This window comes from Streptomyces sp. NPDC034086 (assembly GCF_055575515.1).
Window position 1 is genome coordinate 256,138 of the sequence record NZ_JBVISM010000006.1, and the last position, 23,397, is coordinate 279,534.

The window sequence follows — 23,397 nt, forward strand, 5'->3', positions numbered from 1 at the left end:
GCAGGGTTACTGCGTGAGGTAGGCCGGGGCGCTCACGGGCAGGATAAATCGGAACTCGGCTCCGCCTCCGGGGCCGCGGCCGACCGTGATGGTGCCGCCGTGGGCCTCCACGATGCCCTTGACGATGTACAGGCCCAGGCCGGTGCCGCCGCGCTTGCTCCCCCGCCAGAAGCGGGTGAAGACGCGGCCCATCGACTCCTCGGGGATCCCGGGGCCTTCGTCGGTCACGGTGACGGCGGTTCCCTTCTCGTGCGGTGCCACGTCGATGGTGACCGTTCCGTCACCGTGGCGCACCGCATTTTCGAGGAGGTTGCCGAGAATCTGGTCGATCTTGTCCGGGTCGGCCCACAGGTCCGGGAGCGGGCTGCTGACCCGTACGAGGAACCGCTCGGGCGCCTGCCCGTTCGCGGTGAGCGCCTGGACGTGGCGGCCCACGGCAGCGGCGATGTCGACGGGCTGGCGGCGCACCTCCAGGCGGCCGGAGTCGATGCGGGAGATGTCGAGGAGTTCGGCGATGAGCCGGGTGACGCGGTTGGCGTCGGCGTCGACGGTCTCCAGCATCAGCCGCTTCTGGTCGTCGGTGAACCGTTCCCACTTGGCGAGCAGGGTCGCGGTGAACCCCTTGACCGAGGTCAGCGGGGAGCGCAGTTCGTGCGCCACCGTCGCGATCAGCTCGGCGTGGCTGCGCTCGGTGCGCCGCCGGGCCTCGGTGCCGCGCAGGGTGACGACGAGGCGGCTGAGCGGGCCGGTGGGATGGGTGCGTACGTAGCGGGCGGAGACGAGCACCTCGCGCCCGCCGGGCAGCAGCAGGTTCCGCTCGGGCTGGCCGCGCCGGGTGGCGAGCCCCCCGTACGGGTCGGTCAGCGCCCACCAGCGGCGGCCTTCGAGGTCCTCCAGCGGCAGCGCGCGCTCGATGCGGGCCCCGAGGGCCTGGCCGGCCGCGATGGCGGTGATCCGGGACGCGGCCCGGTTGAAGCAGACGACGTGCCCGGTGCCGTCGGCGACGACGAGCCCGTCGGGCAGTTCGTCGGGGTCCATCAGGAAGGCGCCGCCCCCCGGCCCGGGGGCTCCGGCGGGACCCTGGCCGGGGGCACCGCCCCCGCGGCCGGCGGGGCCGGCCTGGGGCGGTACGGAGGGCAGGGCGCCCGGACCGGCCGGTGCGCCGCCGGGGGGCCGGGCGGCGTCCCCGAACCGCTCCTCGGCCGCGTCCGCGGCCCCTGGTGAGCTGTTCGTACCGACGGTCATGTCCCCGTACCCCGCATCTCCGGGTAGCTCAGTGGGCCCCCGGGCGGCCACATTACTAGCTGGGGGTCACGGAGCGGCACCCTCCGGGCGCCCGCTGTGCGCGCGCGGACGCGTAGAGGCACACGGCCGCGGCCGTCGCGAGGTTCAGGCTCTCGGCCTTGCCGTGGATCGGGACCCGGACGACGGCGTCCGCGAGGGCGCGGGTCTCCTCGGGCAGGCCCCAGGCCTCGTTGCCGAACACCCAGGCCGAGGGGCCGCCCATGGTGCCCGCGTCCAGCTCGGCGTCGAGGTCGTCCTCCCCGGCCCCGTCGGCCGCGAGGATCCGTACTCCGGCGGCCCGCAGCCCTTCCACGGCCTGCTCCACGGGGACGCCGACGGCCACCGGCAGGTGGAAGAGGGAGCCCACGGAGGCCCGTACGGACTTGGGGTTGTACAGGTCGACGGAGGCGTCGGTCAGCACCACCGCGTCCGCGCCGGCGGCGTCCGCGCAGCGCAGTACGGTGCCGGCGTTCCCGGGGTCGCGGACGTGGGCGAGGACGGCGACCAGCCTGGGCCCGGCCTTGAGGATCTCCTCGAAGGGGGAGTCCAGGAAGTGGCAGACGCCGACCAGGCCCTGCGGGGTCACGGTCTGGGAGACCTCGGCGAGCACCTCGTCGGAGGCGTGGTGCACCCGGGCCCCGGCGAGCAGCGCGGCCTCGACGATGTCGGCGTAGCGCTCGGCGGCCTCGACGGTGGCGAACAGCTCGATCAGGGTCGCGCCCTGGGCCCCGCGGTGCTCGACGGCCTCCCGGACGGCCTGCGGCCCCTCGGCGATGAACCGGCGCTCCTTGGTGCGGAAGTTGCGCCGCGCCAGCCGGCGGGCGGCGGCCACCCGCGGGGATCGGGGGGAGATCAGCTCGGTGGGGTGACCCATGGTGTCTGCGGTTCTCTCTCGGGTTCTGCGGGGCGGGGCGAAAGCACACGGACCCGCAGGCGGTGAGCCTGCGGGTCCGTGGGGTGCCGGTCGCGCGGAGCGGGCCGGCCAGGCGCCTTAGGCAGCGGCCTTGGGCGCGTTCACGTCGGCCGGGAGGGCCTTCTGCGCGACCTCGACCAGCGCGGCGAACGCGTTGGCGTCGTTGACGGCCAGCTCGGCGAGGATCTTGCGGTCCACCTCGATGTTGGCGGCCTTCAGACCCTGGATGAGGCGGTTGTACGTCATGCCGTTCTGGCGGGCAGCGGCGTTGATGCGCTGGATCCACAGCTGACGGAAGTCGCCCTTGCGCTTCTTGCGGTCGTTGAAGTTGTAGACCAGCGAGTGGGTGACCTGCTCCTTGGCCTTGCGGTACAGGCGCGAACGCTGACCGCGGTAGCCGGAGGCCGCCTCGAGGATCGCCCGGCGCTTCTTGTGGGCGTTTACTGCCCGCTTGACGCGTGCCACTTTTTACTCCTTGTAGCGGGGCCGTGGTTGTCTTCACACGGCCCGGAAATCGATGGGGTCCCGGTCTTGACGTCCCGCTCCCCGGGGGGAGCGGAGGACATCAGATGCCGAGAAGCTTCTTGATCTTCGCGGCGTCGCCGGGAGCCATCTCCGCGTTGCCGGTCAGGCGACGGGTGATGCGGGACGACTTGTGCTCGAGCAGGTGGCGCTTGCCGGCGCGCTCACGGAGCACCTTGCCGGAGCCGGTGACCTTGAAGCGCTTCTTGGTACCGCTGTGAGTCTTGTTCTTCGGCATGGCGCCGTTATCTCCTCGTCGGTGGCGCTCCCGCCGGTCCGGCGGGACCGGCTCGCGGGAGCGTCATGTTGTTGGGTGATCCGGGACGGGCTGTCCGGGATCAGGCCTCGGCGTTCGCCTCGGCGGAGCCGTCGGCCTCGACCTCGGCCTCGGTGGCGGCCTCCGGGGCCTCCTCCTCGGCCGGAGCGGCCTCGGCGGCGGTGCCCTGGCGCTCGGCCTTGCGCGCGGCCTGCGCCTCGCGGGCTTCGGCCATCGCCTCGGTCTTCTTCTTGTGCGGACCGAGAACCATGATCATGTTTCGGCCGTCCTGCTTCGGGTTCGACTCGATGAAGCCGAGGTCCTCGACGTCGGAGGCGAGACGCTGCAGCAGTCGGTAGCCGAGTTCCGGCCGGGACTGCTCGCGACCACGGAACATGATCGTGATCTTGACCTTGTCGCCCTGCTTGAGGAACCGAACGACGTGACCCTTCTTGGTGTCATAGTCGTGCGGGTCGATCTTCGGCCGGAGCTTCATCTCCTTGATGACCGTGTGCGCCTGGTTCTTGCGCGCCTCACGGGCCTTCATGGCCGACTCGTACTTGAACTTGCCGTAGTCCATGAGCTTGCAGACCGGCGGGCGCGCGGAAGCCGCGACCTCGACCAGGTCCAGGTCGTATTCCTGTGCGAGCTCAAGCGCCTTCGCAAGCGGGACGATGCCCACCTGTTCGCCGCTGGGACCGACGAGTCGCACCTCAGGGACGCGAATCCGATCGTTGATGCGGGGCTCGGTGCTGATGGATCCTCCTCGGTAGCACCACACGGTTGCCTGGCAGACAACCGCTGACGTCTTTTGTCGTCAGACCTCAACCGCGGCGGAACATGAAAAATGCCCCGCCGGGCACAGGCAGGGGCTCCAAAACAACCGGAGCACCGCCGCGTGCGAACCGCGGGGCGCAGATCGACGGCTTTCCATCGTCCGTACGGAACGATGGATACCGTCTGACCGGATGACCCGCCTCCCCGGAGGGTGGTCGGGTGGGAGATCGGAGCCTCCACTTGTGGGCCGGGCACGCATGTGTCCGGCCGGTCGAGTTCCATACTACCCCACGCGGGACAAGGCCGCCGCACGACCTATCGTGGAGCGCATGACTGACGCGACGCCCTCCGATTCCACCCCTCCCGACTACGACGAGATGACCCGCGACATCGCGGACGTCCCGGCCGTCGAGGTCATCACCACGGTGGCCGTCCACCTGCTGAGCGCCGCGGCGGTCAACCTGGGCCTGGACAAGCCGGACTCCGAGCACAAGGACCTCGACGAGGCCCGCAAGCTGATCACCGCCCTGGCCGGCCTGGTCACCGCCAGCGCCACCGAGATCAGCTCCTTCCACGCGGCCCCGCTGCGCGACGGCCTGAAGTCGCTCCAGCTGGCCTTCCGCGAGGCCTCGCTCGTGCAGGACGAGCCGGGCCAGGGCCCGGGCGAGAAGTTCACGGGCCCGGTCTACGCCTGACCGTCCTCCCGCACGTTCCGCTTCCGTACGCCGAAGGGCCGCCGCGACACCTCGCGGCGGCCCTTCGGCGTACGGGGTTCCGGGCGGGCGGACCTCAGCGCGCGAAGAGCGGCTCGCCCGGCGGGACCGGGCCGCCGGGCGGGAGCAGGGCCAGGTCCAGGCCGCGTACCAGCCGGGCGCGCAGGGTCTCGTCCGCCGCCAGCGCTTCGGCCACCCGGCGGGCCGCCGGGGCGGGCTCGGCGTCGGCCGAGAGCACGACGGCCAGGGTGCCGTCGGCGTCGGCACCGCCCCGCCCCAGGTGGGCGCGGAGCACGGCGGGCTCGGCGGCCACGGCCGCGCGCACGGCCTCGCGCACGGCCGGGTCGGCCAGCGGATCGGCGTCCGTGCGGCCCTCGGCCAGCGCGCGCAGCGCCGGCCCCGTCAGCTGGTACGGGACCGGACCGGCCAGGTCGATGACGACCGTGTCGGCCTTCTCGTGCGCGGCGGCGGCGAGCGCCTGGTGCAGCGGGACCGCCACGGGGCGGGCCGCCGGGTCCCACAGGGCCAGCGAGGCGATCGAGGTGAAGGCGGGCAGCGCCCGGCGGTTGCCCGCCGTCAGGGTGGGCACGGCCATGTCGCTGGTCTTCTCGCGCTTCAGGCCGGTCTCCGGGTCCGTCTCGACCTCGCCGAGCATCGCCACGACCGGCACCAGCAGGCGGGCGTCCTTCAGCGCCGCCAGCAGCTGCGGTTCGGCCGCCCGGTCGGCCGCCCAGGCGGCCAGGGCGGCGCTCAGCCGGGGATCGGCGGTGCCGTCGTCGTCGGAGAAACCGGGGTCTGGAATGTTCTTGGTCGCCACAGTTACGCGACTCTATCCCGCCGTGCGGCGCGCGGGCGCCGGGCCAGTACGGCGGCCAGCACGAGCAGGGCCGCTCCCCCGGCCGCGGCCGCCGGCACACCGGGCACCGTCCGGCGCCCGGACGCGCGGACCGGTTCGGGGCCCGGGCCGAAGTGGCGCCGCCCGGCCGGGACGGCGGCGGGCACGGGCGCCTCGGGGCGCAGCGCGGCGCCGGCCTGGATCGCGGCGACCGGGTCGACCGTGCCGTGGCCCCGGGCGTCGTCGCGGCCGCCGGCCGGGCGGTCGGCGGCGGTGTCCTCCAGCAGCTTCTTCACCTGTGCCGGGGACAGGCCCGGGTGGGCGGCCCTGACGAGGGCCACGGCGCCGGAGACGAAGGCCGCGGCGGCGCTGGTGCCCCAGCCCTCGTAGTAGGAACGGTCCGGGTCGGCGATGACCACGTCGACGCCGGGGGCGCTGACGGCGGCGTACCAGTGGCGGGTGGAGAAGGGAGCCTTGCGGCCCTGGCGGTCCACGGCCGCGACGGCGATCACGCCGGGGTAGGCGGCGGGGTAGGACGTGTGGTCACCGCGTTCACCGCCGTTGCCCGCGGAGGCGACGACGACCACGCCCTTGCCGAGGGCGTACTGCACGGCCTCGTCCTCGGCGGCCTCGTGGTGCGCCGAGTCGCTGTCGTCGCCGAGCGAGAGGTTGATCACGTCGGCGCCGTGGTCGGCGGCCCAGCGGATGCCCTCGGCGAGGGCGCCGGCCTTGCTGTCGCGGGCCTCGGCCCGGCCCGGGTCGCCCTCTTCGAGGATCACGCGGACGGGCAGGATCTTCGCGTGGGGCGCGATCCCGAGGACCCCCTGCGAGCGGTCGGGGCCGTGGCCCCGGCCCGCGATGATGCCGGCCATGGCCGTGCCGTGGCGGGCCCAGGCGCGGTCGCCGCGGCCGGCGCCCATGCCGACGAGGTCGGCGCCCTCGAGGACCTGGCCGGCGAGGTCGGGGTGGGTGGCGTCCACGCCCGTGTCGAGGACGGCGACGGTGACCCCGTCGCCCTGGGTGGTGCCCCACGCCTCCTCGGCGCGCAGGGCGAGCAGGCCCCACTGCCGGTCGCGGATGGTGTCGGCGGCGGCGGGGTGGGCGGCGGTCCCGGCGAGGAGGGCGGCGGTGAGGACGGCGGCGGCCGCCGTGCGCAGGGGGGCCGGTGTCATCGGGTGGACCCCTTCGTCGGCGGGGGCGGGACGGGGGCCGGGCTCGAGGCGGAGGCCGGGGCGGGGGCCGGGGCGGGGGCCGGGGCGGCGCCGGAGGAGGGCCCGGAAGAGGGGGCGGAAGAGGGGGCGGCGAGGCCGGTGAGGGCATGTGCGGCGCGGTCGGCGGCGGCCTTTGCCGTGTGGCCCAGCCCGGCCTCGGCGACGGTCCCGGTGGCGCCGGACCGCACCGCCTCCTCGGCGGGGACCGGGGCGTCGACGGTGCGGCCGTCGGCGAAGGCGGAGACGGCGTAGACGACCGCCGGGGCCTCGGCGGAGACCGTCGCGGTCCAGGCGGCGCGGCGCGCGTCGGCGTACTCGTAGGCGGGCGGGACGGTCAGCCGGCCACGGAGGCCGTCCATCGCGGTGGCGTCGGCGGGGGTGAAGACCAGGCCGACGGTGACGAGGGAGCTGCGGGTGGCGTCGGTGTAGGTGGCGCGGAGCACGCGGGTGCAGCCGGTGGCGGCGAGAGCGGCCCGCCAGTCGGCGGGCAGGACGGCCGCGCAGTCGGAGTCCGGCGCGAGGGCGATCCGGATCCAGCTGCGGTCGGCGCCGCCGGGGCCGGACCCGGGGGCGTCCAGCACGGGGGGCAGGAGGCCGTCGACGGGGGCCGACCGCCACAGCGAGGCGGCCTGGCGGTAGGCCGCGTCGGGGGGCAGGGGGCGGTGCGAGGCGCGGTGGTCGCGCCAGGCGGTGGTGGCGGCGCCGGCGAGGAGGGCGGTGCCGAGGAGGGCGCAGACGGTGGCGCTGACGACCCGTGCGGGACGGCGGCGGGGCGGGTGGGACGGGTGGGGCGACGGCTGCTCGGGGTCGCCGCCCAGGACCTCGGTCCGTGGTGTCGTCGTGGTCATCCGGCGGCTCCGCCCCCCGTTCCGTACGGCTGCCTGCCCGTACTCTACGGGGCCGTTGCCCTGGCCGGGCGGTGCGGGACGCCCTGCGGGACGGGGCCCGGGGGTGGGGCGGCGGTATCGCCCCTGCGGGGCGGGTTCGGGGGCGGGCGGCTTCGGGGACGGAATCGCCCTGCGGGGCGGGTTCGGGGTGGGCGGCTTCGGGGACGGGATCACCCTGCGGGGCGGGTTCGGGGTGGGCGGCTTCAGGCGGACGGGATCGCCCTGCGGGGCGGGGTTCGGTGGGGTGGCTTCGGGGCGGGGTCGGTGCCGGGGTGGGGTGTCGTCCGGGGCGGGCTTCGATGTTCGGCGCCCGTTCCGGATCCGAGTCGTACGGGCATCGGGCGCCGAATTCATCTCGTTTTAGCCCCGGCCAACACCCCACCCCGTCCCCGCCCCCTCACGCAGCCACCTCCAGCTCGCCCGGCACCTCCAACCCCTACGCAAAAGCCAGCCCCGCCGGCGTTTGAGGCGCGGGGGGCCAACTCCAGCCTCGCCGGCGTTTGAGGCGCGGGGGTCTGGGGGCCGGCCCCCAGGAGACGGTCCGCAGACGCACGGGCTCCGCCGCAAAAGCCAGCCCCGCCGGCGATTGAGGCGCGGGGGTCTGGGGGCCGGCCCCCAGGAGACGGTCCGCAGACGCACGGGCTGCGCCACCACACCCAGCCCCGCCGGCGATTGAGGCGCGGGGGGCCAACTCCAGCCTCGCCGGCGATTGAGGCGCGGGGGTCTGGGGGCCGGCCCCCAGGAGACGGTCCGCAGGCGAACGGGCTGCGCCACCACACCCAGCCCCGCCGGCGATTGAGGCGCGGGGGTCCGGGGGCCGGCCCCCGGGAACGGGCCGCGCAGCGAGGGCCCCGTACCGCCCGGCCAGGGCAAGGGCCTACCCACCGGTAGAGCCGTCTGGCAAGCTGCCGCCCATGACTTCGGACCGGGCCCGGTACGACCGGGCGACCGCGCATCTCGACGCGCCCCTGGCCATCGTGGACCTGGACGCCTTCGACGCCAACGCCGACGACCTCGTGCGGCGGGCCGGCGGGAAGCCGGTCCGGGTCGCGAGCAAGTCCGTGCGGTGCCGGGCGCTGCTCGAACGGGTGCTGGCCCGGCCGGGGTTCGCCGGGGTCATGTCGTACACCCTCGCCGAGTCGCTGTGGCTCGCCCGTTCCGGGTTCGAGGACGTGCTGCTCGCCTACCCGTCCGCCGACCGGGCCGGGTTCGCGGAGCTGGCCGGTGACGCGAAGCTGGCCTCCGCGGTGACCGTGATGGTGGACGATCCGGCGCAGCTGGACCTCATCGACCGGGCGCGGGGCGGCGGGGCCGAGGTGGTGCGGGTCTGCCTGGAGCTGGACACGGCCCTGCGGTTGCTCGGCGGGCGGGTGCGGGTCGGGGCGCGGCGGTCGCCGTTGCGGGAGCCGGGGCAGCTGGCGGAGCTGGCGGCGGCGGTGGCGGCGCGGCCGGGGTTCCGGGTGGTGGGGCTGATGGGCTACGAGGGTCACGTGGCCGGTGTCGGGGACGCGCTGGCGGGGCGGCCGGTGCGCTCGCGGGTGATCCGGCTGATGCAGGGCGCGGCGCGCAAGGAGCTGGCGGTGCGGCGCGCCGAGGCGGTGCGGGCCGTGCGGGCGGTGGTGGGGGAGCTGGAGTTCGTCAACGGCGGCGGGACGGGCAGCGTCGCGGAGACGGCGGCGGAGGAGGCGGTGACGGAGATCGCCGCCGGGTCGGGGCTGTACGTGCCCCGGCTGTTCGACAACTACTCGACGTTCCGGGGGCGTCCGGCGGCGCTGTTCGCGCAGCCGGTGGTCCGGCGGCCCGGGGTGGGGGTGGTGACGGTGCTGGGCGGCGGTTATCCGGCTTCGGGGGCGGCGGGTGCCGACCGGCTGCCGGTGCCGTACCTGCCGGCCGGGCTGCGCTACGACCCGCGGGAGGGCGCGGGCGAGGTGCAGACCCCGCTGTTGGGGAGCCCGGCCGACGACCTGCTGATCGGCGACCGGGTCTGGTTCCGGCACGCGAAGGCCGGTGAGCTGTGCGAGCGGTTCGACACCCTGCACCTGGTGGAGGGGGACCGGGTGACCGGGGCCGTTCCGACGTACCGGGGTGAGGGGCGGACGTTCCTCTAGAAGACCGTGTCCGTCTGGTCGGGGACGATGCTCGCGTCGGCGCGGCGGACGGGCGCCGGTGTGCCGTCGTGGCCGGTGTAGCCGGTGGTGGAGCAGGGGTAGGGGCCGGGCTTCTGCTTCCTGGGCTCGATGAACATCGGGTTCACGATCCACTTGCCGTCGCTGTTGTCGTAGGCGCGGCACATGAGTTCGTTCTTGTTGCGGTTGATGACCAGGCGCAGGGCGGTGGCGTCGCGCAGGAAGGAGACGTCGGTGTCGGAGTCGCCCGCGGCGAAGACCTGGCGGCGGGCGGGCGGCTGGACCTTCTCGGCGGCGCGGCCGCGGACGCCGAAGACCTCCTGGTTGATCCAGCAGCGCTTGCCGTCGATGTAGGTGGTCATCGTGTCGGCGCCGTCGGGGACGGATCCGCAGCCCTGGAGGTGGCTGGTGAGCCTGCCGTCGCGGGTGGTGTTGCGGATGCCGATGACGTGGTCCGCCGGGATGCCGACGTGCCGGGCCCAGACTTCCACGACGGGCTGCGGGGAGGCGGAGCTGATCCAGACGTCGAAGCCGGCGCGGCGGAGCGTGTCGATCAGGTCGCGCTGCTGGTCGTAGTAGCGGACCCAGGCGGTGGCGGTGCCGGTGCCGACCCGCTGGACGGCGCCGACGGGCGCGGCGAGGTTCTCGGCGCGGGCGGCGGCCGCGAAGCCGCGTACCTCGTCGGTGGTCCAGCCGTGCATCAGCTGCGGCAGCCAGGCGTAGGCGGGGTCGGTGGTGCGGCGGTCCCAGCCGGCGAAGGCGGCGGCGCCGGTGCGGGTGGCGGAGGTGCCGTAGACGGTGCGGAGTTCGTCGGCGCAGGCGGCGCCCTCGGGGGTGCCGGTGGGCAGCGGGGCGCCGGGGCGGGCGAGGGGGCCGCAGGCGGCGGCGAGGGCCTGGGCGGCGGCCGGGGTGAGGTGGCGGCTGGTGGTGCTCCAGTCGCCGCCGGCGGGCCGGCGGATCTTCCCGTTGCGCAGGAGCCAGAACATGGTGGCGTCGCCGACGTCGTTCTTGACGACGGTGTTGTCCCAGTCGAAGACGGCGACGGGCCGGGTCCGGTGCGGGCGGTGCGGGGCGCAGTCGCCGTACCGGTCGACGAGCTGCTGGAGGCGGGCCCGGTTGTCCCCGTACCAGCCCGCGGCGGGTTCCGGGAGGGTGCAGGCGGTGGGTGCGGCCTGGGCGGGGGCGGTGGTGGTGAGGGTCGCGGCGGCCGTCGCGACGGCGGCGGCGAGGGTCCGGAGCCGTCGGGCGGGGGCGGGTCGGGTCACGGGGGCTGGTGCTCCTGTTCTCGTACGGGTCCGCCGGGGACGGTGGAGCACGGCGGCCGGGCGTCGTGGACGCCCGGCCGCCGTCGAGGGGTGGGCCGGCCTACAGGGGGGTGACGTACGCGCCGGAGATGCCTCCGTCGACCAGGAAGTCGGTGGCGTTGATGAAGGAGGAGTCGTCGCTGGCGAGGAAGGCGACGGCGGCGGCGATCTCGGTGGGTTCGGCGAACCGGCCGAGCGGGATGTGCACGAGGCGGCGGGCGGCGCGCTCGGGGTCCTTGGCGAACAGTTCCTGGAGCAGGGGGGTGTTGACGGGGCCGGGGCAGAGGGCGTTGACGCGGATGCCCTCGCGGGCGAACTGGACGCCGAGTTCGCGGGACATGGCGAGGACGCCGCCCTTGGAGGCGGTGTAGGAGATCTGGGAGGTGGCGGCGCCCATGATGGCCACGAAGGAGGCGGTGTTGATGATGGAGCCGCGTCCCTGGCGCTGCATGTAGGGGAGGGCGGCCTTGCAGCAGAGGTAGACGGAGGTGAGGTTGACGTCCTGGACGCGGCGCCAGGCGTCGAGTTCGGTGGTGAGGATGGAGTCGTCGTCCGGGGGCGAGATGCCGGCGTTGTTGAAGGCGATGTCGACGGAGCCGTAGGTGTCGAAGGCCGTCTTGAAGAGGGCTTCCACCTGGTCCTTGTCGGTGACGTCGACCTGGACGAAGGTGCCGCCGACCTCCTCGGCGGCGGCCTTGCCGGCGGCCGGGTCGATGTCGGCGCAGACGACGTTGGCGCCTTCGGAGGCGAGGCGGCGGGCGGTGGCGAGGCCGATGCCGCTGCCGGCTCCGGTGATGACGGCGGTGCGGCCGACCAGGCGGCGGCAGACGATCTCTTCGGTGCGGTCGGTCATGGGGTTCAGGCCTCCGTGCTGATGAAGACGTTCTTGGTCTCGGTGAATGCGGTGAGGGCGTCGGGTCCGAGCTCGCGGCCGAGTCCGGACTGCTTGTATCCGCCGAAGGGGGTCCAGTAGCGGACGCTGCTGTGGGAGTTGACGGAGAGGTTGCCGGCCCGGACGGCGCGGGACACGCGCAGGGCGCGGCCGACGTCGCGGGTCCAGAGGGAGCCGGAGAGGCCGTACTCGGTCGCGTTGGCCAGGCGTACGGCGTCCTCCTCGTCCTCGAAGGGGAGGATGACGGCGACCGGGCCGAAGACCTCCTCGGCGGCGACGGGCGCGGTGGGGTCCACGTCCGTGACGAGGGTCGGCGGGTACCAGAAGCCGGGGCCCTCGGGGGCCTTGCCGCGGACGGTGGTGAGGTCGTCGGTGACGTACGAGCGGACGCGCTCCAGCTGGCCGCGGGAGATGAGCGGGCCCATCTGCGTCTTCTCGTCCAGGGGGTCGCCGACGACGACGGACTCGATGCCGGGGGTGACGAGCTCCAGGAAGCGGTCGTACACGGAGCGCTGTACGAGGATCCGGGTGCGGGCGCAGCAGTCCTGGCCGGTGTTGTCCAGGTAGGCCATGGGGGCGGCCGCGGCGGCGGCCTCGAGGTCGGCGTCGGCGAAGACGATGTTGGGGCTCTTCCCGCCGAGTTCGAGCGTGAGGCGCTTCACCCGGTCGGCGCACTTGGCCATGATCTGCTTGCCGACGCGGGTGGAGCCGGTGAAGACGATCTTCGCGACGCCGGGGTGTTCGACCAGCGCGTCGCCGGTGACCGCTCCGTGGCCGGGGAGCACCTGGAAGAGGTGCTCGGGGATCCCGGCTTCGAGGGCGAGTCCGGCGAGGCGCAGGGCGGTGAGGGGGGTGGTCTCGGCGGGCTTGAGGATGACGGCGTTGCCGGCGGCGAGGGCGGGTGCCAGGCCCCAGGCGGCGATCGGCATGGGGAAGTTCCACGGCGCGATGACGCCGATGACGCCGAGGGGTTCGAGGAAGGTGACGTCGATGCCCCCGGCGACGGGGATCTGACGGCCGGAGAGGCGTTCCACTCCCCCGGCGGCGAAGTCGAGGAGGTCGCGGACGTTGGCGGCCTCCCAGCGGGCGTTGCCGATGGTGTGGCCGGCCTCGCCGACCTCCAGGCGGGCCAGTTCCTCGAGGTGTCCGTCGACCACCGCCGCGAAGCGGCGCAGGAGCCGGGCCCGGTCCGCGGGGGGTGCCGCCGCCCAGGCGCGCTGGGCCCGGGCGGCCCGGGCGACGGCGGCGTCGACATCGTCCCGTGTGGCGGCCGGGACGGTGGCGACGGTTTCCTCGGTGGCCGGATTCAGTACTTCCAGCACATCGGACACGTGGGTGCCTTCCTGATGTTCGGTGCGGGGTGGCTTCTACAGGCGTTCGAAGGAGCGGCGCAGCTCCCAGTCGGTGACCGCGGAGTCGTAGGCGTCGAGTTCGACGCGGGCCATGTTGCGGTAGTGGGCGACGACCTCGGGGCCGAAGGCCGCCTTGGCGATCTCGCTGTTCTCCCACAGTTCCGCGGCCTCGCGCAGGGTGGTGGGGACGTGGGCGAAGCCGGCGGTGTAGGCGTTGCCGGCGCAGGGTTCCGGCAGTTCGAGGCGGTTCTCGACGCCGTGGAGCCCGGCCGCGACCAGGCCGGCGACGGCGAGGTACGGGTTGACGTCACCGCCGGGGAGGCGGTTCTCGAAGCGGGTGGAGCGGCCGTGGCCGACCACGCGCAGGGCGCAGGTGCGGTTGTCGACGCCCCAGGCGACGGCGGTCGGGGCGAAGGATCCGGGGCGGAAACGCTTGTACGAGTTGATGTTCGGGGCGTAGAGAAGGGAGAAGTCGCGCAGCGCGGCCAGCTGGCCGGCCAGGAAGTGCCGCATCAGCGGGGACACCCCGTCCGGGCCGTCGCCGGCCATGGCGTTGCGTCCTTCGGTGTCGGCGAGCGAGAGGTGGATGTGGCAGGAGTTGCCCTCGCGCTCGTCGTACTTGGCCATGAAGGTGAGCGAGACGCCCTCCTGGGCGGCGATCTCCTTGGCGCCGGTCTTGTAGACGGCGTGCTGGTCGCAGGTGGTGAGCGCCTCGTCGTAGCGGAAGGCGATCTCGTGCTGGCCGAGGTTGCACTCGCCCTTGGCGGACTCGACGACCAGTCCGGCGGCCTGCATCTCGTTGCGGATGCGGCGCAGGAGGGGCTCGACGCGGCCGGTGCCGAGGACGGAGTAGTCGATGTTGTACTGGTTGGCGGGGGTGAGGCCGCGGTAGTCGGCGTTCCAGGCCTGTTCGTAGGTGTCCTGGAAGACCATGAATTCCAGCTCGGTGCCGACCATGGCGGTGTAGCCGAGTTCGCCGAGGCGTTCCAGCTGGCGGCGCAGGATCTGGCGGGGTGCGGCGACGACGGGCGTGCCGTCGCTCCAGGCCAGGTCGGCCATGATGAAGGCGCTGCCGGGGTTCCACGGGATGCGGCGCAGGGTGGCGGGGTCGGGGTGCATGGCGAAGTCGCCGTAGCCGCGGTCCCAGGAGGACATCTCGTAGCCGTCGACGGTGTTCATGTCGGTGTCGACGGCGAGGAGGTAGTTGCAGCCCTCGGTGCCGTGGGCGAGGACCTCGTCGAGGAAGAACTGTGCGGCGAACCGCTTGCCCTGGAGACGTCCCTGCATGTCGGGGAAGGCCAGGACGACTGTGTCGATCTCACCGCTCGCGACGAGGGCACGGAGCTCCCCGGGCGCGAGCGGCGGCATGCGGTCTACCACTGGAATCTCTCCTTCGGTGAGCCGAGGAGGCCTAAGGTATTGAACAGAACCATTGCTTGGGAAGGGGAGGAGCCGAGATGACCGACACGGCGGACGGCGGTGGCGCGATCGCGCGGCTGAATCCCGTACTGCGGCAGGTGCGGGCGGGCAACGGTTTCGAGGAGGCGCTGGAGCAGATCCTCCAGGTGGTCCGGCTGGGCCTGGTGCCGGGCGGGGAACGCCTGCCGCCCGAGCGGGAGCTGGCGGAGCGGATGGGGATCAGCCGGGTCACCCTGCGCGAGGTGCTCAAGGTGCTCCAGGACCAGGGACTGGTGGAGGCCCGGCGCGGACGGTACGGCGGAACGTTCGTGCTGGCCCGCCCCGACACGCCGGCCGGCGGCGCCGAGGAGGAGCTGCGGCGGCGCGTGGCGGGGGTGGACATCGAGGACGCCCTGCGCTTCCGCGAGGTGCTGGAGGTGGGCGCGGCCGGGCTGTGCGCCTCGCAGGGGCTCTCCGAGGAGCAGGCGGAACGGCTGCTGGCCGCGCTCGCCGCCACCCACGACGCCCCGCTCGCCGAGTACCGCCGCCAGGACACCCTCTTCCACCTCACGCTGTGCGAACTGGCGGGCTCCGCCACCCTGACGGCCCAGTACGCCGCCGTCCGGGCGACGGTGAACGACCTGCTGGACTGCATCCCGCTGCTGGTGCGCAACCTGGAGCACTCGCAGCAGCAGCACACGGCCCTGGTGGAGGCGGTGCTCGAACGCGACGCCGAGGGCGCCCGCGCGGTGATGCGCGAGCACTGCTGCGGGACGGCCGCCCTGCTGCGCGGGTTCCTGGCCTGAGGCGGCGCGCGGGCGGACGGGGGCGACGGCGGGCCGGAGAGGTTTTCGTAACCCCCGTTTAACGCCGGGGTCTTGCGCGCGCCCCACCCATGACGCAAAGGTACGCCTCACAACCATTGCATTGCCCTAGGCAGGAGCGCACATGGCCGACGACACCGCACCCGTGCCCGTATCCGCACCACCGGCCCTCGCGAAGGACGCCGGCGCGAGGAACGCCGACGCGGAGTACCTGGAGCGCCGCACCCTGCGGCGCGGCAGCGCCGGCTGGCTGCTGCTGACCGGGCTCGGCGTCGCCTACGTCGTCTCCGGGGACTTCTCCGGCTGGAACGTGGGCCTGGACAAGGGCGGTTTCGGCGGGCTGGCCATCGCCACGGTCCTCATGGGCACGATGTACGCCTGTCTGGTGTTCTCCCTCGCCGAACTGTCCACGATCCTGCCGACGGCGGGCGGCGGTTACGGCTTCGCCCGCCGCGCGCTCGGCCCGTGGGGCGGCTTCCTCACCGGCACCGCCATCCTCATCGAGTACGTCCTGGCCCCGGCGGCGATCGTCATCTTCATCGGCGACTACGTCGAATCGCTCGGACTGTTCGGACTGACCTCCAGCTGGCCGGTCTACCTCGGCTGCTTCGTCCTCTTCATCGGCGTGCACCTGTGGGGCGTGGGCGAGGCACTGCGCTTCAGCCTCGCCGTCACCGCCGTGGCCGTGGCCGCGCTGCTGATCTTCGCGCTCGGAGCGCTCACCGAGTTCGACGCGGGCTCACTGGACGACATCGCCGTCGACGCCGGCGCGTTCGGCTCCGGTTCCTGGCTGCCCTTCGGGGTCCTCGGCATCTGGGCGGCCTTCCCCTTCGGCATGTGGTTCTTCCTGGGGGTCGAGGGCGTACCGCTGGCCGCCGAGGAGGCCAAGGATCCGGTCCGCGCCATGCCGAAGGCCCTCGCCATCTCCATGGGCGTCCTCGCCCTCCTCGCCCTGATCACCTTCTTCGCCGCCACCGGCGCCCAGGGCGCCGACGCCGTCAGGACGGCCGGAAACCCCCTGGTCGTGGCCCTGGAGGGGGACGGGGGACCGACCGCGCTCAGCCGCTTCGTCAACTACGCCGGACTCGCCGGCCTGGTCGCCTCCTTCTTCTCCCTCATCTACGCCGGCTCGCGCCAGCTCTTCGCCCTCTCCCGGGCCGGGTACCTGCCGCGCTTCCTCTCGCTCACCTCGAAGCGCAAGGCCCCGTACCTCGGACTGGTGATCCCCGGTGCCATCGGATTCGCCCTGGCGGCGGCCACCGGCAACGGTGCGCGGATGCTGAACGTCGCGGTCTTCGGGGCGACCATCTCGTACGCCCTGATGGCCCTCTCGCACATTGTGCTGCGCCGCCGGGAGCCGGGCCTGGAGCGTCCGTACCGCACCCCCGGAGGGGTCCTGACCTCGTCCGTCGCCTTCGTCCTGGCCCTGGCGGCGCTGGTCGCCACCTTCCTGGTGGACCAGGACGCGGCGCTCACCGCCCTCGTCGTGTACGCCGTCGCGCTGGCCTACTTCGCCTTCTACAGCCGCCACCGCCTCGTGGCCTCGGCACCTGAGGAAGAAGCCGCCGCGCTGGCGGAAGCCGAGGCGGAGTTGACCCGCGGCTGAAATCCTTAGCCCCGCACGCTGTCCGGCACCACCCTGGAGGTAATCCGTGCCCAGGCCGCTCATCGGCATCACCACCTACGTGGAGGAATCCACCCGCTACAACGTGTGGGACCTGCCCACGTCGCTCGTGCCCTCCGGGTACTACGAGCTCGTCCAGGCGGCGGGCGGGGCGGCCGTCCTGCTGCCGCCGGACGAACCGGAGCGGGCGGCGGAGGTGCTGGGCCGACTGGACGGACTGATCGTCTCGGGCGGCCCGGACGTGGACCCGCGCCTCTACGGAGCCGCGCGCGACCCCCGTACGGGTCCCCCCGCGCGCGTCCGCGACGAGTGGGAACTCGCCCTGATCGGGGCGGCGCTGGAGGCGGAGCTGCCCGTGCTCGGGATCTGCCGGGGCATGCAGGCCCTGAACGTGGCCCTGGGCGGAACGCTGATCCAGCACATCGACGGGCACGTCCACACCCCCGGCGTCACCTCCTGGCACCCCGTCACCCCCGTCGCGGGGACCCGCTACGCGGAACTGGTCCCGGAGAAGGCGGACGTGCCGACGTACCACCACCAGGCCGTGGACCTGCTGGGCCGGGGCCTGGTCGTCTCGGCGTACGCGGACGACGGCACGGTGGAGGCCATCGAGGACCCCGACCGCTCCCGCTACGTCCTGGGCGTCCAGTGGCACCCGGAGCGGGACAAGGACACCCGGGTGATGGACTCCCTGATCGAGGCCGCCGCCGACCGTCGCGCGGTGTCGGTGCCGGTGCCGGTGTCCTGACCCCGGATCCGCCCAGGGCCCCGGCGTCCTCCCGGGCGCCGGGGCCCCCGCGCGCACCGCCCGCGCGCGCCGGACCGCCCCCGGCCCCGGCCCGCCTACGCCCGCCGCCGGGTCAGCGACAGCAGGTCGCGCGCCGGGCCCGCCGGGCGGGCGCCGGTGGGCCAGACGGCGCGCAGGGCGCGGGCCAGGGCGGCGCCCGGCACCGGCACCTCCACCAGCCGGCGGGCCGCCAGCTCGTCGCGCAGCGCCAGCTCCGACAGGACGCACGGCCCGGCCCCGCTCAGCGCCGCCGCCTTGACGGCGGTGGTCGAGGCCAGCTCCAGCAGCGGCTGGGCCAGCCCCCCGGACGCGGCCAGGGCGGCGTCCAGGACCTGGCGGGTGCCCGATCCCCGCTCGCGCAGGATCAGCGGACTGCGGGCCAGCTCCGCCGGGTCCACCCCGCGCGAACGCCGCGCCCAGGGGTGCCCCGGCGCCACCGCCACCAGCAGGCGGTCCTGGGCGATGACCACCGAGTCCAGGCCGTCCGGGACCGACAGCCCCTCCACGAAGCCGAGGTCGGCCTCGTGCGCGAGGACGCGCTGGGCGACGTCGGCCGAGTTCCCGGCGTGCAGGGACACCGCCGTGTCGGGCCGTTCCCCGCGCAGGGCGATCAGCCAGCCCGGCAGCAGGTATTCCGCGATGGTCATGCTGGCCGCGACCCTCAGCCGGGAATCGCGCCGGCCCCGCAGCGCCTGCGCCCCGGCGTCGAAGGCCTCGGCGGCCTCCACCACCCGCCGGGCCCAGTCCGTGACGAGCGCGCCCTCCGCCGTCAGCGTCGAGCCGCGCGGGGAGCGGTCCACCAGGGCCACGCCGAGCCGTGTCTCCATCGCCCGGATGCGGCTGCTCGCGGCCGGCTGCGTGATGCCCAGGTGCCGGGCGGCGGCGCTCAGGCTGCCGACGCGGGCCACCGTGAGCAGCAGTTCCAGCGCGCCCAGGTCCGGCACGCGGTGCGCCAGCGGAACCGTCTCCTCATTACCCATAACATCAGTTTATGGCCTCATAGGGTGATGACCCCTGCCGCCGCCCGTCGCCCGGAACGACGCTGGATCCATGGCCACCACCGTCGTGCGACCCCGCACCCGCACCGAACCCGCGCCCCGGACCCACAAGGCCCCCGCGCTGCGCCACCTCGGCCCCCACTGGTACGCCTCCGTCATGGGCACGGCGATCGTCGCGAACGCCGGAGCCACCCTTCCGTACCAGCTCCCCGGCCAGCGGGCGGCCTGCCAGGCCGTCTGGGCGCTGTCCGCCGTGGCCCTCGCCGTCCTGCTCACCGCCCGCGCGGGCCACTGGCTGCACCACCGGGACCAGGCCCGCGCCCACCTCCTCGACCCGGCCGTCGCCCCCTTCTACGGCTGCCTGGCGATGGCGCTGCTGGCCGTGGGCGGCGGCACCCTGATCGTCGGCAAGGACCTGATCGGGACCGGCGCCGCCCTGGCCGTGGACGCCGTGCTGTGCACCGCCGGCACCGTGATCGGCCTGGTCATGGCCGTCGTGGTGCCCTACCTGATGGTGGTCCGGCACCGGGTCGAGGCCGCCGCGGCCAGCCCCGTGTGGCTGCTGCCCGTCGTCTCCCCCATGGTCTCCGCCGCCGTCGGCCCCCTGCTCGTCCCCCACCTGCCCGCCGGCCAGCCCCGCGAGGCGCTGCTGCTGGCCTGCTACGCCATGTTCGGCGTGAGCCTGCTGGCGACCCTGCTGCTGCTCCCCCTGGTCCTCGGCAGGCTGATCGTGAGCGGCCCGCTGCCCCTGGCGCTGACCCCCGCCCTGTTCCTGGTCCTCGGACCCCTCGGGCAGTCCACCACCGCGGTCAACCAGCTCGCCGACGTGGCGCCCGGCGCCGTCGACGCCCCCTACGCCCACGCCCTGGGCGCCCTCGCGGTCGTCTACGGGGTGCCCGTGATGGGCTTCGCCCTGCTGTGGCTGGCCCTGGCCGCCGCGATGCTGGTCCGGGCCGCCCGGGCCGGCATGGGCTTCGCGATGACCTGGTGGGCGCTGACCTTCCCCGTCGGCACCTGCGTCACCGGCGCCGCCGGGCTGGCCCGCCACACCGGGCTCGACGCCTTCGGCTGGCTGGCCGCCGCCCTCTTCCTGGCGCTGGTCTGCGCCTGGGCGGCCGCCGCCGCGCACACCCTGCGCGGCCTGTTCACCGGCCGGCTGCTGCCCGCCACCCGCTGAGCGCCCTGCCGAGTACCGCCGGGGCCTCGGCCAGCGAAGGCCCGTACCAGGTCAGATGACGGCCGCTCACCAGGGCGGCCGGTAGGCCCGGGAAGGCCTCCGGGCCGTCCGAGGCCGTGAAGGCGTAGGGCTCGTCGGGCAGCACCACCAGGTCGCAGCCGCTCGCCGTCAGCTCGGCGAGCGGCACCCTGGGGTACCGCTCCGGGTGTCCGGCGTACACGTTGCGCACCCCGAGCCGGGCGAGGAGGTCACCGGCGAAGGTGTCGCGGCCCAGCACCATCCAGGGGCGGCGCCAGATCGGCACGAAGGCGGTGAGGGAGCCGACGGGCTCCACGTCCGCCCAGGCCTCCCCGGCGCGGTCCAGCCACTCGGGCCGCTCCAGCCCCAGGGCTCCCACCAGCAGCCGGTCCAGCTCGCTCAGGGCCTGCGGCAGGTCGCGGACCACGGTGACCAGCACCTCCAGTCCGGCCGCGCGCAGCGCCTCCAGGTCCGGGGCCCGGTTCTCCTCCTCGTTGGCGATCACCAGGTCCGGGCGCAGCTCCGCGATGGCCCGTACGTCGGGGTTCTTGGTGCCGCCGATCCGCACCGCCTCCCCCAGGTCCGCGGGGTGGGCGCACCAGTCGGTGACCCCCGCCAGGAGGCCGGGCGCGCTGACGGCCACCGCCTCGGTCAGGGACGGCACCAGCGAGACGACGCGCACCCGCTCAGCGCCCCGGCGAGGGCGGCTCGGACGTGGCGTGGATGTGCTCGCCGACGGCGACCACCAGCAGCCGGGTGTCCTCGCTGACCGCCCGCCAGCGGTGGCGCACCCCGCCGGAGAGGAACAGCGCGTCCCCGCTCTCCAGCCGGTACGCCCGCCCCTCGGCCTCCACCTGGCAGGCGCCGGAGACCACGTACATCAGCTCGTCGTTGCGGTGCTGGTACTCGCGGCCGGCGTCCTGGTCCCCGGTGAACTCCAGCGCGTGCAGCTGGTGGTGTCCGCGCACGAGGGGGCGCACGCCCGTCACCGGGGTGAACCCGGACTCGTCACCGGCCCGTACGAGGTCCACGGTGCGCGCCGTGTCCGAGGCGGCCAGCAGCTCCACGGCCGTGGTCTCCAGCGCGTCGGCGACCCGCTCCAGCGAACGCATGCTGGGGCGGGCGCGCTCGTTCTCTATCTGGCTCAGGAAGGGGACGGACAGGCCGCTGCGCGCCGAGACGGCGGCGAGGGTGAGGTGCAGCGCGCGGCGCCGTTTGCGCACGGCGACGCCCACCCGCAGCGGCTCCTTGGAGTCCTTCTCCTTGTCGTGGCCCTCGGCCGAGCCCGCCCGCGCGGGCTCGTACTCCGTGCCGTCCGTGCCGTCCGCGGTGCTTCCGTCGTCCTTGTCGTTCATGTCGGGGCTGCCCTCCCCTGTCCTCATCGCACATCGGTGTGCTGTAAGCACCTTACGCAGCAACCGCCCCGTGATTCGCGCGCAGGAGCCCACCGGGCCGCGGCCCGGTGGGTTTCCGTGTCCGTCCGGTCACCGTGCGTGGCCACCGCCCTGGCGCCACAGCACTCGGTCACCGTCGAGGATCACCGCGTCGCCGGCAGGCCGGACCAGCAGCCGGGCACCGGGGTGGCCGTCGGTGCCGCTGCTCCACAGGGTCACGTCGTCCTCGGTGCGCACGCGCAGCTCGCCGTCGGAGGAGAAGACGGCTTCGTTCCCCTCTCCCTCCGTGCCCGCGCTCCACAGGCGGTTCCCTCCGGCGCCGAGCAGGACGAGGTCCCCGTCGGCCTGGAGGGACAGCCGGACGGTGCCGGCGTCGAGGACGTCGCCGGCGCGCAGGACGGTGCGGGCGTGGACCTCCACGGAGTCGTCGAGGGTGCCTTCGGCGAGGGCGCGCAGGGTGGGCAGGGAGGGGGTGAAGGCGTAGAGGGCGCCCTCGGTGCGCACGTACCGGCCGAAGCGCAGGGTGGTGGCGCGGCTGCCGTTCGCGGACTCGGTCTCGAAGGTGACGGGGGATTCCGGGCCGAGGACCGGGTCGGCGCCGACACGGGGGTTGCGGCCGGGCGGGAAGTCGGTGTCGTTGATCCACCGCTTGGAGAGGAACTCGAACTGCTGGACCAGGTCGGCCTGGTACCCGACGAAGACCAGGCCGCGCGGGGCACGCTGCTCGTGCGCTGGCCGGTCGAAGTCGAAGGCGGGGCCGTAGGGGATGCCCCGCCGGATGATCCGCCGCCCGTCCAGCTCGGAGGCGGCCAGCGGGGGCCTGCCCGGGACGGTGACGAGGCCGTCGCGGGGGTTGCCCTTGCGGATGTGCGAGAACAGCGGGGTGTGCCAGCCGTCGGGGTCGTCCGCGTACTTCAGGGCGGCGTCGGGGTCCGTGCCGAGGGGGGCGGGCTCCTCGGCGAGCGGGCAGCCGGCGACGGGGGTGCCCCCGGGCCAGCGGCCGACCAGACGGGCCGCGACCCACGTCTCGGTCGCCTCGGGCGGCGCGGCCCCGGCCCTCTTCAGCTCGGCCAGCCGCTCCCGGGCCTGCTCCCACCAGCCGGGGACGTCCTGGGCGAGCCGGCGGATGACCTGGAAGGAACCGCCGGTGGCCCAGGCGGGCAGACCGGCGGGCCGCCGCCCGGCCCGCTCCTGTCCGACGAGGAACTCCCCGGCGGGGACCAGCCGGGTGCCGGGCTTGCCCTTCACCGTGCTCGCGTCGGCCGGATCCGGCTCGTGGAAGCCGCGTACGCCGGGCTGGCTGATGCCGTCGGCGAAGCCGAAGTGCTCGTGGCCCTTCAGCGCGCCCGGGAGCTTGCCGGCGTTCTGCCGGAAGACGACCTCGCCGCCGGCCTGCCCGAGCGCCTCCTTGTGGCGGGCCACCGCCGAGGCGAGCCGGGCGGGGTCGTCCGCCGAGAGGCTGAGAACGGCGTGCACGGCGCGGCCGGGCTCCTCGGCGCCGAACAGCCAGGAGCGGGGGGCGCTGTCGCCGGTGTCGCCGACCTCCTCGGCGCGTTGCGCGGCGCCCTGGGCGAACGCCTCGGCGGTGCTGCCGGCGGGCAGCGCGGGGAAGGGGTCCCGTCCGGCGAACAGGCGCAGCCCGGGGTGGGTGAGGGACAGCCCGGTCCACTGGGCGGAGAGCCCCGCCGGGTCGGCGCCGCCCGCCTTGAGCCGGGCCGCGCTGAAGGCGGCGTTGAAGCGGGCCATCTCCTCGGTGGTGGAGATCTCCGGCAGCAGCCGGCCGAGCCAGCTCCGGGCCCGCGCGGCGTCGCGGAAGTGCAGGAGCAGCAGGCAGGCGTGGTCCTTGCGGGAGCCGGCGAGGATGTCGCCCTGGGTGGTGCGGTCGGCGCGCAGCGGCAGGCCCGCGCCCGGCGCGGGGGCGGGGGCGGGGCGGCGGGGGGCGGGCGCGGGCGCCGCCGTCGCCGCGCCGGCGGCGTACGGGCACACGGCGAGCGCGGCGGCGGCCGCCGCCCCGGCCCTGATGACGTTCCTGCGGGCGGGGGTGAGGGGCTGCGCGTCGTCCATCGGGTCTCCAGGGTGCGGGGCGGGAGGGGCGGGAGGGGCGG

Annotated in this window: 22 protein-coding genes; 6 read left to right on the plus strand and 16 right to left on the minus strand. The window is 74.6% G+C overall.

Annotated elements, in window-relative coordinates:
- Positions 1-6: 6 nt before the first annotated feature.
- The 5 genes from ACZ514_RS17665 to infC form a co-directional block, all read right to left on the minus strand.
- Positions 7-1,245, minus strand: coding sequence for a sensor histidine kinase (locus tag ACZ514_RS17665; protein WP_469125094.1), 1,239 nt, complete (start codon positions 1,243-1,245; stop codon positions 7-9).
- 55 nt (positions 1,246-1,300) lie between these two features.
- Entirely contained in the window at positions 1,301-2,158 is an 858-nt protein-coding gene (locus ACZ514_RS17670) for a TrmH family RNA methyltransferase (protein WP_468169282.1), read from the minus strand.
- Positions 2,159-2,275: 117 nt separating this feature from the next.
- Entirely contained in the window at positions 2,276-2,662 is a 387-nt protein-coding gene (rplT, locus tag ACZ514_RS17675) for a 50S ribosomal protein L20 (RefSeq protein ID WP_007263143.1), read from the minus strand.
- 100 nt (positions 2,663-2,762) lie between these two features.
- Positions 2,763-2,957 carry a 50S ribosomal protein L35 gene (gene rpmI / locus ACZ514_RS17680; RefSeq protein WP_007263144.1) on the minus strand — a complete coding sequence of 65 codons (195 nt, stop codon included), beginning with the start codon at positions 2,955-2,957 and terminating at the stop codon, positions 2,763-2,765.
- 100 nt (positions 2,958-3,057) lie between these two features.
- Complete coding sequence (infC, locus tag ACZ514_RS17685; RefSeq protein ID WP_468169285.1) at positions 3,058-3,756, minus strand: translation initiation factor IF-3; 699 nt, start codon at positions 3,754-3,756, stop codon at positions 3,058-3,060.
- Positions 3,757-4,081: 325 nt separating this feature from the next.
- Here infC and ACZ514_RS17690 point away from each other — a divergent pair, with 325 nt between their 5' ends.
- On the plus strand, positions 4,082-4,447 hold the full coding sequence (locus ACZ514_RS17690) for a DUF1844 domain-containing protein (protein ID WP_468169288.1): 366 nt from the start codon (positions 4,082-4,084) through the stop codon (positions 4,445-4,447).
- Positions 4,448-4,541: 94 nt separating this feature from the next.
- Here the strand turns inward: ACZ514_RS17690 and ACZ514_RS17695 are convergent, their stop codons facing one another.
- The 3 genes from ACZ514_RS17695 to ACZ514_RS17705 are packed head-to-tail and all read right to left on the minus strand — an operon-like array spanning position 4,542 to position 7,359.
- Positions 4,542-5,282, minus strand: a complete 741-nt coding sequence (locus ACZ514_RS17695; RefSeq protein ID WP_469125095.1) for an SseB family protein — start codon at positions 5,280-5,282, stop codon at positions 4,542-4,544.
- A gap of 2 nt (positions 5,283-5,284) precedes the next feature.
- Positions 5,285-6,472, minus strand: coding sequence for a type VII secretion-associated serine protease mycosin (mycP, locus tag ACZ514_RS17700; protein ID WP_469125096.1), 1,188 nt, complete (start codon positions 6,470-6,472; stop codon positions 5,285-5,287).
- The gene (locus tag ACZ514_RS17705) at positions 6,469-7,359 is read right to left on the minus strand and encodes a hypothetical protein (RefSeq protein ID WP_469125097.1); all 891 of its coding nucleotides are present in this window, start codon (positions 7,357-7,359) and stop codon (positions 6,469-6,471) included. Before ACZ514_RS17705 ends, mycP begins: the two co-directional genes overlap by 4 nt.
- 953 nt (positions 7,360-8,312) lie before the next feature.
- Between ACZ514_RS17705 and ACZ514_RS17710 the strand changes: the two genes are divergently transcribed.
- Entirely contained in the window at positions 8,313-9,506 is a 1,194-nt protein-coding gene (locus ACZ514_RS17710) for an amino acid deaminase/aldolase (RefSeq protein WP_469125098.1), read from the plus strand.
- Here ACZ514_RS17710 and ACZ514_RS17715 read toward each other — a convergent pair.
- The 4 genes from ACZ514_RS17715 to ACZ514_RS17730 form a co-directional block, all read right to left on the minus strand.
- Positions 9,503-10,789: an HAD family hydrolase gene (locus ACZ514_RS17715; RefSeq protein ID WP_469125099.1), complete on the minus strand. Its 1,287-nt coding sequence runs from the start codon at positions 10,787-10,789 to the stop codon at positions 9,503-9,505. The two genes, ACZ514_RS17710 and ACZ514_RS17715, sit on opposite strands and share 4 nt — an antisense overlap.
- Positions 10,790-10,889: 100 nt before the next feature.
- Entirely contained in the window at positions 10,890-11,681 is a 792-nt protein-coding gene (locus ACZ514_RS17720; RefSeq protein ID WP_388945339.1) for a 3-oxoacyl-ACP reductase, read from the minus strand.
- 5 nt (positions 11,682-11,686) lie between these two features.
- On the minus strand, positions 11,687-13,051 hold the full coding sequence (locus ACZ514_RS17725) for an aldehyde dehydrogenase family protein (RefSeq protein WP_469125100.1): 1,365 nt from the start codon (positions 13,049-13,051) through the stop codon (positions 11,687-11,689).
- Between the two features lie 36 nt (positions 13,052-13,087).
- Positions 13,088-14,452, minus strand: coding sequence for a glutamine synthetase family protein (locus ACZ514_RS17730; protein ID WP_469125101.1), 1,365 nt, complete (start codon positions 14,450-14,452; stop codon positions 13,088-13,090).
- Positions 14,453-14,529: 77 nt separating this feature from the next.
- Here ACZ514_RS17730 and ACZ514_RS17735 point away from each other — a divergent pair, with 77 nt between their 5' ends.
- From ACZ514_RS17735 to ACZ514_RS17745, 3 genes are all read left to right on the plus strand, one after another.
- On the plus strand, positions 14,530-15,276 hold the full coding sequence (locus tag ACZ514_RS17735) for a FadR/GntR family transcriptional regulator (protein ID WP_468701801.1): 747 nt from the start codon (positions 14,530-14,532) through the stop codon (positions 15,274-15,276).
- Between the two features lie 142 nt (positions 15,277-15,418).
- The gene (gene eat, locus ACZ514_RS17740) at positions 15,419-16,900 is read left to right on the plus strand and encodes an ethanolamine permease (RefSeq protein ID WP_469125102.1); all 1,482 of its coding nucleotides are present in this window, start codon (positions 15,419-15,421) and stop codon (positions 16,898-16,900) included.
- Positions 16,901-16,946: 46 nt separating this feature from the next.
- Positions 16,947-17,666: a gamma-glutamyl-gamma-aminobutyrate hydrolase family protein gene (locus tag ACZ514_RS17745; protein WP_469125103.1), complete on the plus strand. Its 720-nt coding sequence runs from the start codon at positions 16,947-16,949 to the stop codon at positions 17,664-17,666.
- Positions 17,667-17,761: 95 nt separating this feature from the next.
- Here ACZ514_RS17745 and ACZ514_RS17750 read toward each other — a convergent pair whose 3' ends face one another.
- On the minus strand, positions 17,762-18,685 hold the full coding sequence (locus ACZ514_RS17750) for a LysR family transcriptional regulator (RefSeq protein ID WP_467891765.1): 924 nt from the start codon (positions 18,683-18,685) through the stop codon (positions 17,762-17,764).
- A 70-nt stretch (positions 18,686-18,755) separates the two neighbouring features.
- Between ACZ514_RS17750 and ACZ514_RS17755 the strand changes: the two genes are divergently transcribed.
- Positions 18,756-19,880 (plus strand): TDT family transporter, encoded by a 1,125-nt coding sequence (locus tag ACZ514_RS17755; RefSeq protein WP_469125104.1) that lies wholly within the window; start codon positions 18,756-18,758, stop codon positions 19,878-19,880.
- Here ACZ514_RS17755 and ACZ514_RS17760 read toward each other — a convergent pair.
- The 3 genes from ACZ514_RS17760 to ACZ514_RS17770 all read right to left on the minus strand — a co-directional run bounded on the left by ACZ514_RS17760 (position 19,849) and on the right by ACZ514_RS17770 (position 23,356).
- Positions 19,849-20,580, minus strand: a complete 732-nt coding sequence (locus ACZ514_RS17760; protein WP_468169325.1) for a helical backbone metal receptor — start codon at positions 20,578-20,580, stop codon at positions 19,849-19,851. The genes ACZ514_RS17755 and ACZ514_RS17760 overlap by 32 nt on opposite strands.
- Positions 20,581-20,584: 4 nt before the next feature.
- Positions 20,585-21,133, minus strand: a complete 549-nt coding sequence (locus ACZ514_RS17765; protein ID WP_468169438.1) for a helix-turn-helix domain-containing protein — start codon at positions 21,131-21,133, stop codon at positions 20,585-20,587.
- 249 nt (positions 21,134-21,382) lie between these two features.
- Positions 21,383-23,356: a Dyp-type peroxidase gene (locus ACZ514_RS17770; RefSeq protein WP_469125105.1), complete on the minus strand. Its 1,974-nt coding sequence runs from the start codon at positions 23,354-23,356 to the stop codon at positions 21,383-21,385.
- Positions 23,357-23,397: the final 41 nt, after the last annotated feature.